At 43.6% G+C, this 17,976-nt stretch carries 6 protein-coding genes; 4 read left to right on the plus strand and 2 right to left on the minus strand.

What is annotated here, in order from left to right; all coding sequences use genetic code 11:
* On the plus strand, positions 1-2,604 hold a 2,604-nt coding region (locus AM228_RS23330), incomplete at its 5' end, for a putative Ig domain-containing protein (RefSeq protein WP_231636923.1).
* Between the two features lie 61 nt (positions 2,605-2,665).
* On the opposite strand, the gene AM228_RS23335 is transcribed toward AM228_RS23330, so the two are convergent.
* Together AM228_RS23335 and AM228_RS23345 are read right to left on the minus strand one after the other, a co-directional pair.
* The gene (locus AM228_RS23335) at positions 2,666-3,001 is read right to left on the minus strand and encodes a hypothetical protein (protein WP_054469337.1); all 336 of its coding nucleotides are present in this window, start codon (positions 2,999-3,001) and stop codon (positions 2,666-2,668) included.
* 650 nt (positions 3,002-3,651) lie between these two features.
* Positions 3,652-6,684 (minus strand): AAA family ATPase, encoded by a 3,033-nt coding sequence (locus AM228_RS23345; protein ID WP_054469339.1) that lies wholly within the window; start codon positions 6,682-6,684, stop codon positions 3,652-3,654.
* A 984-nt stretch (positions 6,685-7,668) separates the two neighbouring features.
* On the opposite strand from AM228_RS23345, the gene AM228_RS23350 reads away from it, so the two are divergent.
* The 3 genes from AM228_RS23350 to AM228_RS23360 all read left to right on the plus strand — a co-directional run bounded on the left by AM228_RS23350 (position 7,669) and on the right by AM228_RS23360 (position 17,718).
* Entirely contained in the window at positions 7,669-9,405 is a 1,737-nt protein-coding gene (locus AM228_RS23350; RefSeq protein WP_054469340.1) for a CHASE2 domain-containing protein, read from the plus strand.
* A 655-nt stretch (positions 9,406-10,060) separates the two neighbouring features.
* The gene (locus AM228_RS23355) at positions 10,061-13,474 is read left to right on the plus strand and encodes a response regulator (RefSeq protein WP_231636924.1); all 3,414 of its coding nucleotides are present in this window, start codon (positions 10,061-10,063) and stop codon (positions 13,472-13,474) included.
* Positions 13,475-14,055: 581 nt separating this feature from the next.
* Positions 14,056-17,718, plus strand: coding sequence for a TIR domain-containing protein (locus tag AM228_RS23360; RefSeq protein WP_054469341.1), 3,663 nt, complete (start codon positions 14,056-14,058; stop codon positions 17,716-17,718).
* Positions 17,719-17,976: the final 258 nt, after the last annotated feature.

Raw genomic sequence — 17,976 nt, forward strand, 5'->3', positions numbered from 1 at the left:
CCGATGCCGGTGGAGCCTACATTAGCCGTCGATCCTGTGCGGATGGAGCCTATGCCTATATCCCCCGTCGAGCCGATGCCGGTGGAGCCTACATCCGCCGTCGAGCCGATGCCGGTGGAGCCTACAGAAGTAACGGAAACGCCGATGACTCTATCGGCTACTGGCTTGGCTGCGGGTATCGCCGGTCTGGGTCGGATGGGTACAAGCCTGGTGATTGATACCAACAAAGATGGCTGGGCTAACCAATGGTCAGATGTTGTGATTACCAATTTCTTTGATGCAGCGGGAACTGGTGCCGGAAGCGGCTTTATTGAAACCGTGGGCAATCTCAGCGGTGAAGAAATTTTGGCGGCGGAACTGCCAGAGGTGACGTTTGAGCAACCCGTTTGGGAACCGCCGATACTGGTAGACCCCGTACCCCCTGAGGTGGTGGATAATCCCGATGTAAACGATGCACCTGTGGTGACTAATCCGATTTCTTGGCAAAGTCACGATTGGAATGAGAATTTTAGCTTAACCCTGGAACCTAATACTTTTACCGATCCAGAGGGAGGCGAACTGACTTACAGTGCTACTCAGGTGAGCTTTGTTGACTGGAGCGACGGTGAGTGGCAAGAACAAGGAGCAGGACCGCTACCCGATTGGTTGACGTTCGATTCCAGTACCTTGACCTTTAGTACCCAGGATACCGATCGCTCATTTTTCATAGAAATTGAGGTGACGGCAACCGATCCCGAAGGTGCCAGTACCAGCGACTTGTTCCGATTGTGGAGTAATGGCATTGACGGCATTGCGATTGATGGTTATATTGCCGATGCCACAGCCTTTTTGGATACTAATCGTAATGGGGTATTGGATCCGCAAGAACCTTCTGCCATTACTACAGAGGAAGGCCGATTTGCTTTTAATATCGATCCCCGTCCGTTCGATCTGAATAATAATGGTCGTTTAGATCCCGAAGAAGGCCGGATCGTGATTTCCGGGGGGACGGATACGGCGACGGGATTGCCATTGGCTACGCCGTTGGTCGCGACCCCAGATACTACCATCGTGACGTTGTTAAGTAATGTGGTGTCGGATTTGGTTGACCAGGGCGTGAGCAAAGCGGACGCGGAAACCCAAGTGAAAACAGCCCTGGGGATTCCCGCCGGTATAGATTTGAGTAATACAGACCCGATCGCGGCCACTGCCCAGAATCAAGCCGGTGGGGTGCAACTTAACTCAGCGATGGTGAAGTTGCAAAATGCTGTGACTCAGATGGCGAATACGATCTCTGGGGCATCCAGCTTATCCGTTGCCGAAAGTAGTCAAACCGTGGTGGGGGCGATCGCCTCTCAAATTCAAGCCGGGACAACCTTGGATTTAACCAATGCGTCCCAGTTGCAAACGGTTCTGGAAGCCGCCGGGACTAAAGCGCAAGTGGATTTAGGCGAGTTGTCCGAGTCCGTAGCCCAAGTGATTGCCGAAGCGAATGAACGTATCGACACCGTAGTCGCCAACAATACCGGGGCAGACGTGAATCAAGAATTAGCGCGGGTGCAAAAAGTTGCCCTGGGTACAACCAGCGATGACTTAAACGCTGCGGCTGCCGGACAAAAGGCGATCGCGGATGTGGTGGCGGCAAATACGGGTGATGCCTTGGATACTTTGATTTCAAACACGAAACTGGGTAGCGAGGTGACAGACTCATCGGATAGTAACTCGTTGGATCTCCCGGTTGCGGGTAGCGAGACTGAAGTTAATCTTCAGCCAACTAGCTCATCCGACTCTATGCCGGTTGCTCCCGCAGGTCCTGGCGCTGTGGCCATCTTCAGTTTGCCAACTATTCTGCCCAGCAGTCCGGAGACGATTAAGCTGGCACGACCCACAGCCAATGCTACGGAACCCGGTGCGCCCACTGGCGAAGCACCGAATCAGGCGATCGGTGAATTTTACAACTTATCCGATGGCGATGATAATGTTTTCCTGCCCCAAATTGCCCAGGCGATCGGACTTCATGTCCGAGGCTTATCCGGCAAAGATGTCATCCAAGGCAGCGAAGGGGCTGATATCGTCAACGGCAACCAAGGCAACGATATCGTCAAAGGCAATATCGGCAATGATGTGTTGCGCGGCGGTCAGGGTGCCGATGAAGTTGACGGTGAGTCCGGAGATGATGTCGTCAACGGCAACCAAGACAACGACAATTTATTTGGCGGTGATGGCAATGACCTCCTGCGTGGTGGCAAAGGGGATGATAATTTGATGGGCGGCAATGGCGATGACGTGCTCTGCGGGGATATGGGTCAAGACTTCCTGACCGGGGACGGCGGCAGCGATACCTTTGTCCTCCGCAGTGGTGAAGCCGCAGCATCTACTCTCAATACCGCCGATGTGATTTTAGATTTCAACTCCAGTGAAGATAAGATTGGTTTAACCGACGGAGTAACATATCAAAATCTCTCTTTTGAAGCCGTCAATTTTGGCCTCGGTGATGCCAGCGCGATCGCATCTGTAGCGATTAAAGTTGATAATAAATACTTGGGCATTGTCCAAGGGTTTACCGAAGAAGATTTGACCGCCTCAATGTTTGTTAAAGCCGATGATTTAATCCTCTTTGGCTAGATTGGTTCTTCCCAGAAACCGGGTTTCTTGTGTAGAGAAGCCCGGTTTTTGCTTGGCTAACTTAAGGGCGATCGCTATAACCATTAAAGCCGTAACGTCCAATCGATTCCTCATAGTCAGGGGCATCGACCCAAACAAATTCTACAGGTAATTTTTGCTCAAGACGCTGTAAAAAATTCGCCAGTCTTGGCTGGTTTAATTGAGCTATTTCACCATTGTAATGTTCTCTGCTTAATTTAATCGGGGCATAAATGTCAAGATTTAGAAATAAATTAAAACTTAAGGGTTGATCGCTAGATAAATCTAGATCACCCTCCTCATCTAGTTCCAGAGAAATTGCCACATAAGCCCCCAGATCAATTTCTATTTTTTTGGGCAGATTATTTCCTTCTGCCAAATTAAAACATTGAAGATTTAAATCAATCTCAATATTATTGATATCGGTTGTTGTTTCTATTTTTTTGAATAACTTTTCATAAGATTTTTCTGAATTTAAATAGAAGATAAAACTATCTTCTCCCCCACTGATTGTAGAAATTTATACTTTTTTAGGTTTAGCAAAATCCTCTAAAATATTGAATTTATGACAATTTCTTTTAAATACACGGCGCGAAAGGCAGGAGAGTTTAGGTAGTTATGAGCTAAAACTCGTAAACCCAATGAGTCACCACCACCGAAAATCTTATTATAGTTGTTATTATAGTTGGGCTGCTTCATTCGATAATTCCAAATAGCCAAACCCATCTTACTTTTCCAATTCATTTGATTTTTCGTGGGATAATTCATGGCCAAAACCTCCGTATAATCTCTAAATATAGGTATTTCAATTGTGGTTGAGACAAAAATCAGGGGCGCAAGCATTGCGCCCCTACAATATATGTTCATTTGCTGTAGGGGCGCAATGCTTGCGCCCCTAATTGCGCCCCTACATAATTGTATTAATCTGAATTGAAATCACTATAAATCAGGTTTTGTCTAATTGTCTAATTTATTAGAGTTAAAAATGCGCGACTTGAAACCGAGTTGATATATTTATGACTCCCCCAATTAAGCCAACAATAATTGAGATCCGGTTTCCGCCGTTTTGCTAATTTCTATTCTGGCTTGAAATGCTTCTTTAAATTGGGGCATATGAGTGACGATTAAAATGGTGGCAAAGTCGGGGGCGATCGCATTAATCGCGGCAATCAAGCGATCGCACCCTTGACGGTCTTGGGTGCCAAAACCCTCATCCACAATTAACATTTGTAACCGGGTGCCTTGACGAGTACAAAGCAGTTGAGCTAACGCCAAGCGAATGGCAAAATTAATTCTAAAAGCTTCGCCCCCGGAATAAGTTTCATAGGGGCGAGTGCCGCGAGCATCCGCAATTACAATATCCAATGTATCGATTAATTTGGGATCTTTTTTATTTGAACGTCCGGCTTTTTGCGTGACAAATTGGACGTGCAATTGATTGCCCGTCAATCGGGATAATATTTTATTCGTTTCCGCTTCTAGCTGGGGTAATATATTCTCAATCATCAAGGCTTGAATGCCCTTTTTGCTAAAGGCGATCGCCAATTCATTATAGACCCGATATTGATTTTTCGCTTCCTTAATTTGATGCTTAATCAGGTGCTTTTGCTGACTCAAATCTTCTAAATGTTTTTGTTGTTGTTGGAGTTGCCCTAATTTAGCCAAAGCGAGGTCTAACTGATGCCGACGCTGGGCAATTTGCTGTTCTAAATTTTTAATCGCTACCGTTTGGTCTGGACATTCCTTCAGTTTTTCCTGGATCAGATCGATTTGCTGCCTCAGTTTTTCTTGGTCTTGTAACCGTTCCAGCAATCGTTTAGTCACTTCTTTAACGCGGCTACTCACTTGAGGATAATCTTGTTGAGCTTGACGCAGTTGTTCTTTGCGGGTCAACCAAACCTGAGCCTTATTTCGGGCAGCACTAATCGCTTTATGTTCGGCAAAATCATAACCAATTTGCTCAATTTTTTGTTCTAATTTTACCAGCTTTTGATGTAAAAAAGACTCGGTTTTTTCTCGTTCAATTAAATTTGAAATATTTTCCAGCTTTTCTACTAATTCTGGTTCCCGATTTTTCAGACTTTGTAACCGTTTTTCCGCATCTCTAATTTGAGCCAGTTTAATTTCTGCCCACCGCCAACGTTCTACATCACTCCGAGCCAGAGCATGATTTTTTTCATCATAATGTAACTCTTGCAAATCCCGCTCGATTTGTTGCAATTCTGTATATAAATCACCGGCAAATTCACCAGTTTTCAGCGATCGCTCTAAGGCGGCTTTTTCCCGATCAATTTTTTGCAGCCTTTCTCGTTCAGTCGCCGTCATATTCAGTTGAGCTTGCAACCCTCCCCACTGTTTTTGGAGATTATCGGAACCCGCCAATTCTCGATTTAATTTACCATATTCATCGCGCAACAGTTGAATTTCTCTCTCAGAAACCGCCAACTGTTCCCGCAAAACCCAAATATGATTCCTAAATTCTTGCTGTTGGGCTTGATGTTTTTCTGCCACCAAGTCCCAATGATGCTCATCTAAGGGGCGATCGCACAACGGACAAATCGCATCAGGAACCTGCAATAACCGTAACTTTTGTTCAATATCCGCCAACTGCACCTCGCGATCGCGCAACTGGGCTTGCAAACGTTCCATAAAATTGCGCCGTTCTAGTCCTTTTTCCCGCACCCGTTGCTGATAAATTCGCTTCTTCTCCAAATCTTCAATTTGTAGGGAAACTTGTTGCACCGCTTGTTGGACTTGCACCGCCGTTTGTTGCTGCACTTGCAAGCGATTAATTTGACTGACAATTTCTGCCAAACGCGCCTCGGTATGGGCGCGACGAGATACTACTTCTGTCTGGATAATTTGCCGCCGGTGAATCAGAGGAATGGCCTTAGTTTGCAATTGGTCTAAACTCGCAAGTCTGGTGCGGGCGGCTTCGAGTTCCGTCATTGCCGCTGCCACTTCCGCCCCTTGACCGAGAGTATTTTGCAACTCTTTTTTCTGTTGTTCTAAAGCTTCTAATTGGGCTTTGATTTGTTGTTGCTGACTTTTCAGATCGCTTAAATAATTAGTCAGTTGTTCTTGAAGCTGCGATCGCTCCTTTTGGGCTTCTTGGTAAGCGTGTAACTTATCGGACAAAACTTGTTCCTGGGCTTGGAGTTGTTCAAATTCACTATATTTTTGGTGAATTTCGGCTTCTTGCCCCAACAATTCCTCTAATTCTTGTTGCCGTTGTTGACTATGTTTTTGTTCTTGCTCGATCCGCTGGCATTCGCGAGTTAACTGATCTAAATTACTCTGCAACCAACTGAGTTGTTGTTGCCAAGTATGCCGCTGATGGTTGCTGACCTTATACTGTTGTAACTGGTCTTGGTCAGTGGCTTGTGCTTGTTGTTGTTGGAGAATTTCCCGTTCCACCGTGGCGATCGCCTCTAGAGTTTCTTCTCGCTGTTCTAACTGAGTTTCTAGAGACTGTTGATTTTGTTGCAGCAATTGAATTTGGGCTTTATAATCCCGCGATCGCTCTTTCGCCGCTTCTGCTAATCGATCGTATTCATCCAGTCGCAACAGAGAGGCTAAAACTTGTTTGCGTTCGCTGGGACGCTTGAGCATAAATTCATCGGCCCGCCCCTGACGTAAATAAGCGGAATTGACAAAAGTTTCATAATCAATCTTGATATGTTGGATAATTTTTTGTTGGGTTGCCCGTAAACTGCGTTCGGTCAGGGAACGAAACTGAACCTGTAGCTCATCTTCACTGGTAGCGATTTGAAATTCCAAGGTGCTGGTTTGTCCCCGTTGCCGCGATCGCCGGACTCTGAGGATTTGTTCGTCGCACTGAAAAGTAAAGTCCACACAAACTTCTGTCGTTCCCGTATGAATAATATCGTCATCAGTCCCCGCACGGCTATTGCCCCAAATTGACCAGGCGATCGCCTCTAACAACGATGATTTGCCAGCCCCATTTGGCCCGCAAATACAAGCAGTGTGTAACCCGCGAAAATCCAGACTCGCTTCACGGTAGCTCAGAAAATTTTTTAAATTCAGTTGGAGCGGAATCATTCAAATTTAGGCCAAATTTTAGCATTTATGATGATTGTGCAGATTTGCTCTGCTCGGTCTGTTGCCGTTTTCTGAAAAATCTTCGGAACTTAGCCGATGTTAATTTTCCAGACGATCGCCTCTGAAGTAATCCTATCATATTTAACTGGCTTTAACATTATTATGCCGCGATTTTTTTTATTTTACCCCAATACTGCTTCAATATATAAGCCATTCATCAATCAAGCTAAACCCTAAATCCCCAACCCCAAATCATCACCATTTTTGGCTATTTTGTCGATAGCCGAGCCATCCAGCGGGGATGGATTTGCCGTTGTCACCGTCAAGTCCATCTTGGCCTAAAAACCCATGAATATGAAGTTTTTTAACAAATCGTCAGCATCAATCGTCCGCGTCTACTGAACAATTTTATTCCCGCAGTAAAAATATCCTGATCGGCGATCGACGCTTCAGAAAAGCGACAACACATCTATTACAGGATACCAGGATATCAACTCATGGCTACTCAAAAATTTTCGCTCTTAACTTTAGTTTTCATCGCTCTTTCTCTAATCTCTCACAGTTACGGTGACTACACCACCGGGCTTTTCGGCTCAGAACCAAGGCTGTTCCAACAAAGGGAAAGCACGATCCTGGTGGGAAAACATCCTCTAACTCCCCCTGGAAAACCAGCCCCCGATAATTCCTCCAGTAGCGGTAGCACCACATAAGCTAGAATACTGACTCGAACCCCGTGAAAAAATTCGTCAAATTTTTATCTTTGTTTAATCTTTGAGTCAATAACTCAGCAGTGATAAATCCCCAGAACTAATCATACGGCGATCGCGATCGCGATCGTGATGGAGATCGCGATCGCCCCATACTTTGCCCATACTTAAGTGACAGTCCGACCCCCTGTTACATAGAATTTTTATCCATTAGAATAAATAGAAGAAACTCAGCTTTTGTCTGGTATCTTGTATTCATTATGGGTGTTGAGCTTTTATGTGGCAACGGATCGGAGGATTGTTTCAGCAATGGAAAAAAACACTAATCATTGGCCCAACGGTGGCATCTTTGATTATTCTGGGTGATTGCAAAGGCTCGTTTCAACTGCTAGAGTGGGCAACTTTAGATCAATTTTTTCGGCTACGTCCCCTGGAACAACCCGATTCCCGCTTGGCGATTGTTTCCATCGAGCAATCAGATATTAATCATTTGGGGACATGGCCAATACCTGATGCTATTTTAGCAGATTTAATTGAAAAAATAAATCAACAAAGTCCCCGGGCAATTGGATTATTAATGTATCGAGATATACCCATAGACCCCGGAGATGACCAATTAATTGATATTTATAAAAATACTCCTACTTTAATGGGAATTGAAAAAGTAGTAGGAGAAACGATTCCTGCCCCTTCTTGGCTGGCAGAAAAAGGGCAAGTGGGCATCAGTGATGTAATGTTAGATGCTGATGGGAAACTGCGCCGTGCCTTAATCTCTGTGCAACTAGATTCTGGGGTAGTCAAAGAGAATATAGCGGTTAAATTAGCCTTAAAATATTTAGCATCTGAGGGAATTTTTCTCACTCCCATTGCCGAAGAAAGCGATGCTTCCCAGTTGGGAAAAAGCGTGTTAACCCCTTTAAATGAAAACAATGGAGCCTATATCGGCACAGATTTTGGCGGCTATCAGATTTTATTAAACTATCGCGGCTTAATCGAGCGGTTTAAAGTAGTTTCCCTGACCGATGTGCTGCAAAATAAATCAGAATTAGAAAAAAAAGAAATTTTTCGCGATCGCATTGTCTTAATTGGGGCGACTTCTCCCCGGTTTGGCGAAATGTTTTCCACTCCTTACCAACCCTATTTATTAGGAACGGATTCAAGAGTTCCTGGCATTGTGATTCAGGCCAATTTAACCAGCCAAATTATCAGTGCAGCCTTGGACGGTCGTCCCATGATTAGAGTCTGGTCAAAGCAGCAAAAATGGTTATGGATTATTTTCTGGTCTTTTCTCGGCGCGATCGCCGCTGCTCACTTAGGAGAAATCAAGCCAATTTCCCTGAGAAGTTTTCGCTGGGAACTCTTCCCTATCCTCCTAGGAATTGGCAGTTTATTTGGTATTAGTTATAGTGCTTTTCTCTGGGGTTGGTGGCTGCCGGTGATTTCTCCGTTAACTGGATTCATTAGTGCCGCGATCGCCCTAATTGCCTATCAACATTATCAACTATCTCACCTCGCTTCAATAGATAGCCTGACTCAACTTGCTAATCGCGGTTACTTCGATCGCTATCTCAACTCTTTTTCTGATTCTTGCGGCAAAAAAGCGCATCTTGCTTTAATTCTTTGTGACGTAGATTGTTTTAAACTTTTTAATGACACCTACGGTCATCAAGCCGGGGATGATTGTTTGCGACAAGTCGCCAAAGCCATTACTCAAGCAGTCCGTCACACAGATATCGTGGCTCGTTACGGAGGGGAAGAATTTGTAGTAATTCTACCAAATACCAACGCCGAAACAGCGGCGCAAGTTGCCGAAAGAATTCGCCTACAAGTTAGGAAATTAGAAATTCCTCACGCTCACAACAAAGCTTTTCAGTATGTCACCCTCAGTTGTGGCGTAGCCAGCACTTTAATTAATGCTGATTTTTCTCCCGCTGCTTTAATTAATACTGCCGACCAAGCCTTATATCAAGCCAAAGAACAAGGACGCGATCGGGTTTTATATGCCCTCAACTAAAATCCTCAGCGATCGCCACTTAGCCCGATTGACCTTGGGTTGGCAGCCATAGTCACCCATAGCAAAGCCATAGCAGAGGCGACGAAAATCATCGTCTGGTCAAAAATTAAGTTATATTTCTAAGTTATATTCTTAAGTTATACCGTTTCCAATTAAAAAGACGACAGTAGGGGCGCTACGGAAAAGTGCCCCAATTTACTTCGTAATTGTCGCTGTAATTTTTGAAATTGGTATTATATTCTATAGTCATCCTTAGTCAGCCGGGGAGTGAAATCATCGAGAGTTATGCAGAGATGGTAAAGAAGAGGGGAACTGATGGGCAAAAAAATTCAGGCAGAGAGGCGCGATCGCACTGTGATCTATAATTCGTCAAAGAATTCGTCAAAGAAACTCAGAAAAATTAATTATGGGGAAAAATATAAATTTACTCACTTGCTCTTATTGAATTTAAATAGGATCAAAAATATAAACATTGACAAAAAATCTCAAAGAACTTAAAATATTTTAAGTAACAAGCTAATATTTTATCCCAAATTAGTTATTTGTTTCTATTTTGTATTTTTTATTACTAAGCCGGATGGTCGATTGGGTTATGTTCATAAAATCATTAAATAACTTTATTCTTAAAATAACCGATAAAATCCCGCTGCGGATCATGCTAATCGTGCCATTTGTGCTGCAAATTTTTGTTATAGTGGCACTGGTTGGCTACTTTTCCTGGCGCAACGGTCAAAAAACCGTCAGTAATTTTGCTCTCCAGTTAAGCACCCAAGTCACGAAACGGATCGATCTGCATTTAGAGAATTACTTGAATACCCCTCACTTATTCCACAAAATCAATGCAGCCACCGTGAGTAATGGCATTTTAGATGTAGAAGATTTGTTAATCTTACAAAAGCAGTTATGGTCAGAAATCCAGCTTTCCAATGCCATAGAATATATATATTTTGCCGATGATGAGGGCAACTTTATGGGAGTGCAAAAATATCTCGATGGCCGAACCGTGGTCAAATTTAGAGATTGGTATAGCGCTCCCAACCGCGAAATTTATTTACTCGATAATCAAGGAAATCGCCAAGAATTTATCAAATCCAGCGAATACGATCCGCGAACTAGACCGTGGTATCAAGAAACAATTAAAGCCCAAGCCCCTACCTGGAGTTCTATTTATATCTCGGCGGATTTGGGAATGTTACAAATTACCCCAGCGATTCCTGTTTATGATGCTAACAATCAACTGCGAGGAGTGTTTGGCATCAATTTAATGCTTTCTCAAATTAGTGAATTTCTCAACACCTTAGAAGTTAGTAAATCTGGGGAAGCTTTCATTATCGAAAGAAACGGAGATTTGGTGGCCAGTTCCACTCCAGAACCTCCGTTTATCACAACCACAGGAGAACCGGAACGACTGAATGCGCTGAATAGTCAGGAACCAGCCATTAAATTGACAATGCAGCAGCTTTTAAAAGAAGGGATCAGTCTGGAGGAAATTAACAGTTCGCAAAAGCTAATCCTTAAAGTCAATGGGCAAAAACAACTGGTTAGAGTCTCACCGATTCAAGACAATAAAGGCTTAAATTGGCTGATTGTGGTGGTGATTCCTGAAGCGGATTTTATGGAATATATCAACACGAATACTCGCACCACGATCGCCTTATGTGTTGTGGCGTTACTGGTAGCATTTTTATTCTGTTTACAGACCTCGCGGTGGATTGTCAAACCAATTTTGCGCCTGAAGAATGCGGCGAAACATCTAGCGGATGGAGAATGGGATCAAAAATTACCCATTACCCGCGCTGATGAACTCGGTGAACTGGCTAAATCTTTTAATAAGATGGCAGAAGAGTTAAAAGCTTCATTTATGACTTTAGAGTCTAAAAATGAGCAATTACAACGCTTAGATAAATTGAAGGATGAGTTTTTAGCCAATACTTCTCACGAACTCCGCACCCCACTGAACGGCATGATTGGCATTGCGGAATCGATGATTGATGGGGCAACGGGAGAATTGTCAGAACTGCAAAAGCAAAATCTTTTATTGATTGCCCAAAGTGGACACAGACTGGCTAATTTGGTGAATGATATTCTGGATTTTTCCAAGTTACAACATAATAATATTGAACTGCAACTAAAGCCCGTCGGACTGCGAGCGATCGCCGAAGTAGTGCTGACCTTAAGCCAATCTCTGATTAAGGGAAAAAATCTCCGGTTGATTAACCGGATTCCCCAGGAATTTCCCGCCGCTTTTGCCGATGAAAATCGCTTACAACAGATTCTTTATAATCTGGTGGGCAATGGCATTAAATTTTCTGAAAGTGGCACCGTTGAAGTTTCCGCCGCATTAAAAACCGGGAACGGGGAACCGGCAACAACCAATAACCAACAACCAATAACCAACAACCAACAACCAATAGCCAACAACCAACAAATTATGATTACGGTTGCGGATACGGGAATTGGCATTCCAGAGGATAAATTAGACAAAATTTTTGAATCCTTTGAACAAGGAGATGGGTCAACCGCTAGAGAATATGGAGGGACAGGTTTAGGGTTAGCGGTGACTAAACAATTAGTGGAGTTACACGGGGGAACTATTTCCGTAGAATCAACGGTTGGCAAAGGGTCAAGGTTTACTTTTACCTTGGCGATCGCGGCAGGATCAGGGGCAGGATCAGAGGCGATCGCATCAGCGCCAACGTCTCTCAAAGAAGACCGGATTTTATCTTGGGAAAAGTCCGCCAGTGCAGCGATAGAAAAAGTGTCTTTGGGCTTAGTCAATTCCCAGGAAAACACCCATCAACCGGAAACATATCCAGAAATTTTGCATAATAATTTGCATAATAAATTTTCCTCAAATGAAGAATTAGATCGATTTAAAGTGTTGATCGTCGATGATGAACCCGTCAACCTTCAGGTATTGATCAATTACCTATCTTTACAAAACTATTCCATTACCCAAGCTTCTAATGGACAAGAAGCTTTAAACCTAGTGGCAAACGGGTTTAAACCTGACCTGATTTTATTAGACGTGATGATGCCCAAAATGACCGGGTATGAAGTTTGTGAAAAACTCCGTGAGCATTTCCCAGCGTCAGAACTGCCGGTTTTGATGCTGACGGCGAAAAATCAAATCTCTGACATGGTAGAAGGCTTTCAAAATGGGGCAAACGATTACCTGAGTAAACCGATTTCTAAAAATGAATTAATTGCTAGAATTAAAACTCACATGAAATTGGCCAAGATTAACATTGCCTATGGTCGCTTTGTTCCCCATGAGTTTCTACGCTTGTTACAAAAAGAGAGTATTCTGGAGGTCAAACTGGGCGATCAATCTAAAAAAGAAATGTCAATCTTATTCTCGGACATTAGAGATTTTACCTCTCTGAGCGAACAAATGAGTCCAGAAGAAACCTTTCAATTTATTAATGATTACTTATCCTGTATGGAACCAGCCATTCTGGAAAATAATGGCTTTATTGACAAATATATTGGCGATGCGATTATGGCCTTGTTTAGTCAGAGTGCCGATGATGCGGTGAAAGCGGGTATTTCTATGTTAAATCGATTAGAGGAATATAATCAAAATCGCATCCAAGCTGGGAAAATGCCGATTAAAATTGGGATTGGCATTAATACAGGAGATTTGATGCTTGGCACCGTTGGGGGGAAAGATCGCATGGATGGGACGGTGATTAGTGACGCAGTGAATTTAGCCTCTCGTTTAGAAGGCTTGACCAAAAATTATCGCGTGTCCTTGTTAATTTCTAACCAAACTTTTTTAAAGTTAGCAAATCCCAATGATTATGCGATTCGGTTGCTGGATCGAGTGCAGGTGAAAGGGAAATCAGAAATGGTGACGGTTTTTGAAGTATTTGATGCGGATCCCCCAGAAGTGAAAACCGCCAAGTTACTGACCCAAACCGCTTTTGAACAAGCGATATTGTTGTATCATCAACAACTATATCGAGAAGCGGCTGAATTGTTAGAGGATTGTTTAAGCAAAAATCCCGGCGATCGCGTCATAGAAATTTATTTAGAACGAACTCAGCAACTCGCGAATATGAGGTAAATTGGTGATTTGTTGTTGGTTATTGGTTGGTGGTTGTTTGTTGTTGGTTATTTGTAGGGGGCTGTTCGCGGAAATTTAAGGTATAAACAATCAACCTTTATTCCAGCCTAGTTTACCCCCGCGTGGGGGCACCACAGCCTTAAAAATGTAGGAAACCCAACGGAAGAATAATGTTGGGTTTCGTTCCAAAAGTCCAACCCCCGCCCCCCGCACGGGGGCAGGCTGGGGGCAGGCTCTACGAATAAAGCACTGCTTAGATAATTCACCACAGAGACACAGAGGCCACAAAAGTCTTAATTCTCTCTTGGTGTTCTTTGTGCCTTTGTGGTGAGTAAAATTTTTATATTAAACCAAGCATCAAAAATTATTGCTACAATTAAGGCGTTAATTTGGGCGTATGTAGGGGCGGTTCGCGAACCGCCCCTACTGTTGCATTGTTAATTGAAAACGGTATAACTACAAGCATGAATTAGTCGGATAGATCCGACCCCCGTTTTCACGGGGGCAGGCTTACGCTATGATCTGGGAAGTTTTAACCCCGACGGGTGTGATTTATTCAATAGAAAAACGCTTATTAGCTTATGACAAAATTCTACAACGCCTTCATTTCCTATGGCCGCGCCGATAGCAAAGAATTTGCTACAAAACTTTACAATTGCCTCACCAGCGCTGGCTTTAACATTTGGTTTGACCAAAACGATATTCCCTTGGGAGTGGATTTCCAAAATCAAATCGACGATGGCATTGCCAAAGCGGATAATTTCCTCTTTATTATTGCCCCGCATTCGGTGAATTCGCCCTATTGCCAGAAAGAGATTAATCTAGCAGTCAAATATAATAAGCGCATCATTCCCTTACTCCATGTTGAGCAAATTACCCAGGAAATTTGGCAAGAACGAAATCCCCAAGGGACAAAGGAAGACTGGGAAGCATATCAAGCCAAAGGTTTGGATTCTTCTTTGACCAATATGCCGCCAAAAATCGGCCAAATTAACTGGGCATATTTCCGGGAAGATGCGGATAATTTTGACACATCTTTTGCGGGACTTATCGAAGTATTCCACAGCTATGAAGATTATGTGAGACAACATACGGAAATATTAGCCAAAGCCAGGGAATGGGAGCAAAATAAAAAGCCCAGTCGTTACTTATTAATTGGGCAACAACTGCAAGCAGCAGAAGCATGGTTAGATATTCGGTTTAAAGAGGAACAAGCCCCCTGTCAGCCGTCGGATTTACATTGTGAATATATCTGTGAAAGCATTAAAAATGCCAATAATTTATTAACTCAGGTTTTTATCCGCTATGCTGAGGGCGATCGCGCAGTAATGAAAAAACTCACGCGAACATTGCAGCGAGAAAAAATCACGATATGGACTGAGAGAAGCGACATCAAAAAACGGATGAGTTTCCAGGAAAAACTGCATCGTGGTATCGCGATCGCGGATAATTTTGTTTACTTAGTTTCTCTAGAGTCACTCACCGCTGACTATTGCCAAACCGAAATAGATTTAGCCTTATCTTATCACAAGCGAATAATATGTTTTATCGTGCCATCCCCAGAAATAGAGGCATTGCCAGAATTTAGTTATGAAAGCCAGACAAATGAGTTAATTAAACAAATTAAAGACGATGAACTATATTATCATCAGCATAAGATTTTATTAGTGCAAGCCCTGAAATGGCAAGATCAAAATCATAACCCTAGCATTTTGTTTCGGGGATATAACCTGCAATATTTTCAGGCTTGGTTGAAGGTAGCAGAAACTCGTCAAGACCATTTGCCAACGGATTTACAAAAAGAATTTCTCAAAGCCAGCAGTCAGCATCAAGCCAAATCTTTAGAGGTGTTTATTGCCTACTCGCGTAGGGATTCCGACTTAGCCCGAAAAATCAATGATGCGTTGCAAATTCAGGGTAAAACTACCTGGTTTGACCAGGAAAGTATCGCCGCAGGAACCGATTTTCAGCACGAAATATACCGGGGCATAAAAAACTCTGATAACTTTCTGTTTATTATATCGCCTGATTCGGTATTTTCTCCTTATTGTAGCGATGAGGTGGAATATGCCGAAAAATTAAATAAGCGATTTGTCACGATATTATATCGTCCCGTTAAATCAAAAACACTGCATCCGGCTTTGGCCAAAGTGCAATGGATTGATTTTACCAAGCATCAGGGCGATTTTTATGCGAATTTTAGCGAATTAGTCAGGATCTTAGATACAGATAGAGACCATGTGCAGAGTCATACCAAGTGGTCGCAACGGGCTTTAGAATGGGAGGAAAAATCTCAAAGTAAGGATTTATTATTGCGGGGCAGAGAGTTAACGGGTGCTGAGAGTTGGTTGCGGGAAAGTGAGGCAGAAAATAAGCAACCACCAGCCACAGATTTACAAAAAGAATTTATTGCTAAAAGTCGGCAACAAAACCGGAATAATCGACTGTTACAAATTGGGTCAGTAGCAGCGCTTATTATATTGGTCAGTGGGGCGGCTATTTTTTCTGGGCTACAGTGGCAGCAGGCAGAACAACAGGAGCGAGTAGATCAAATAAAAACCAATGCTTCGTTAGCAGAAAGTTTAGTGGACTCTGACCCAGTAAAAGCTTTAACTCTTGCGATTCAAGTCACCGGCAGAAGTCAAAAAGACTTGGGTCAAGTTTTGCCTCTCGTGCAATCTAGTTTATTCGCAGCATTGCCGGTGACACGCAAAGGCAACTTGTTCAAGGGCTATCAGTATTTTGTCAACTCAGTAGCATTTTCCCCGGACGGTCGCAGAATTGTTTCTGGGAGTCATGACGGAACGATTCGCCTGTGGGATATCCAGTCGAAGTCAGAATTAGCTGTCTTCAAAAACGATGAGTCTGATGTCAACTCAGTAGCATCTTCCCCGGATGGTCGCAGAATTGTTTCTGGGAGTGGCAACGGAAGGATTCGCCTGTGGGATATCCAGTCGAAGTCAGAATTAGCTGTCTTCAAAGGCGATCCGAGCCAGGTCAACTCAGTAGCATTTTCCCCGGATGGTCGCAGAATTGTTTCTGGGAGTGGCAACGGAACGATTCGCCTGTGGGATATCCAGTCGAAGTCAGAATTAGCTGTCTTCAACGGCCATGAGAGCCAGGTCAACTCAGTAGCATTTTCCCCGGATGGTCGCAGAATTGTTTCTGGGAGTGGCAACGGAACGATTCGCCTGTGGGATATCCAGTCGAAGTCAGAATTAGCTGTCTTCAACGGCCATGAGAGTTGGGTCAAATCAGTAGCATTTTCCCCCCCGGATGGTCAGAGAATTGTTTCTGGGAGTGGGGACAAAACGATTCGCCTGTGGGATATCCAGTCGAAGTCAGAATTAGCCGTCTTCAAAGGCCATGAGAATTTGGTCAACTCAGTAGCATTTTCCCCGGATGGTCAGAGAATTGTTTCTGGGAGTGGGGACAAAACGATTCGCCTGTGGGATATCCAGTCGGGGGAACAATTAGCCGTCCTCAAAGGCCATGAGAATTTGGTCAACTCAGTAGCATTTTCCCCGGATGGTCGCAGAATTGTTTCTGGGAGTGGGGACAAAACGATTCGCCTGTGGCCAGGGACTTGGCAGGGTTGGTTGGATGCTGGGTGTGACGAGTTGCGGTCGAATCAGATGTTTGTGAACGCATTCATTAAAGATGGGGAAGACCGGCAAATAGCCCATGAAGCGGTGAAAATTTGCGAAGAACAGGTGAATGAATATGGTGAACCGATATGGAATAATCAGGAAAAAGCCGAGTTGGAAGCGAAGGTCAAATCACTGGTGGTGCCTGATTTAGTGAAGCAGGCAGTCGAGTTAATGAAAGATGATAATGCCAAGAAAGCTTTGGCTAAATATAAAGAAGCACAAGAGCTAGATGCTCAATTGGAACAAGCAAATAATCCGAATTTAAATAATTTATGTCGCCATGGCAGTTTACGGGGTTATGCGGCTGAGGTGATGAGTGCTTGCGATATGGCGGTAAAACGCGATCTCAATAATGGAAATATTCGGGATAGTCGCGGGGTAGCTCGTGCGTTGACTGGTGATTATCCGGGGGCAATTTTAGATTTTGAGGCGTATATTAAAGATTTGAATCAGTGGATTAGAGAAACAGAAAATGAAGATTACCGGAAGGATTATGAAAAGAAAAAGGTACAGCGTCAAGGTTGGGTGGATGCGTTGAAGAAGGGGAAGAATCCTTTTACTAAGGAGGTGTTGCAGGAGTTGTTAGGGAAGTGATGAATTCACCACAAAGACACAAAGGACACAAAGGTCTTAATTCTCTCTTGGTGTTCTTTGTGCCTTTGTGGTGAGTATAATTTTTATATTATACCAGGCATTATAAATTATTGCTACAATTAAGACGTTAATTTGGCCATTAGTAGGGGCAATCCGATCGCTGTGGTTGCCCCGACGATCCCCTACGAAACTTAAACTTCCGCGAACGCACCATACTGCCATGACCGGGCTAAAATAAGCTTTATTCGTAGCTTTATT

The organism is Planktothricoides sp. SR001 (assembly GCF_001276715.1).
Taxonomy (GTDB): Bacteria; Cyanobacteriota; Cyanobacteriia; order Cyanobacteriales; family Laspinemataceae; genus Planktothricoides; species Planktothricoides raciborskii.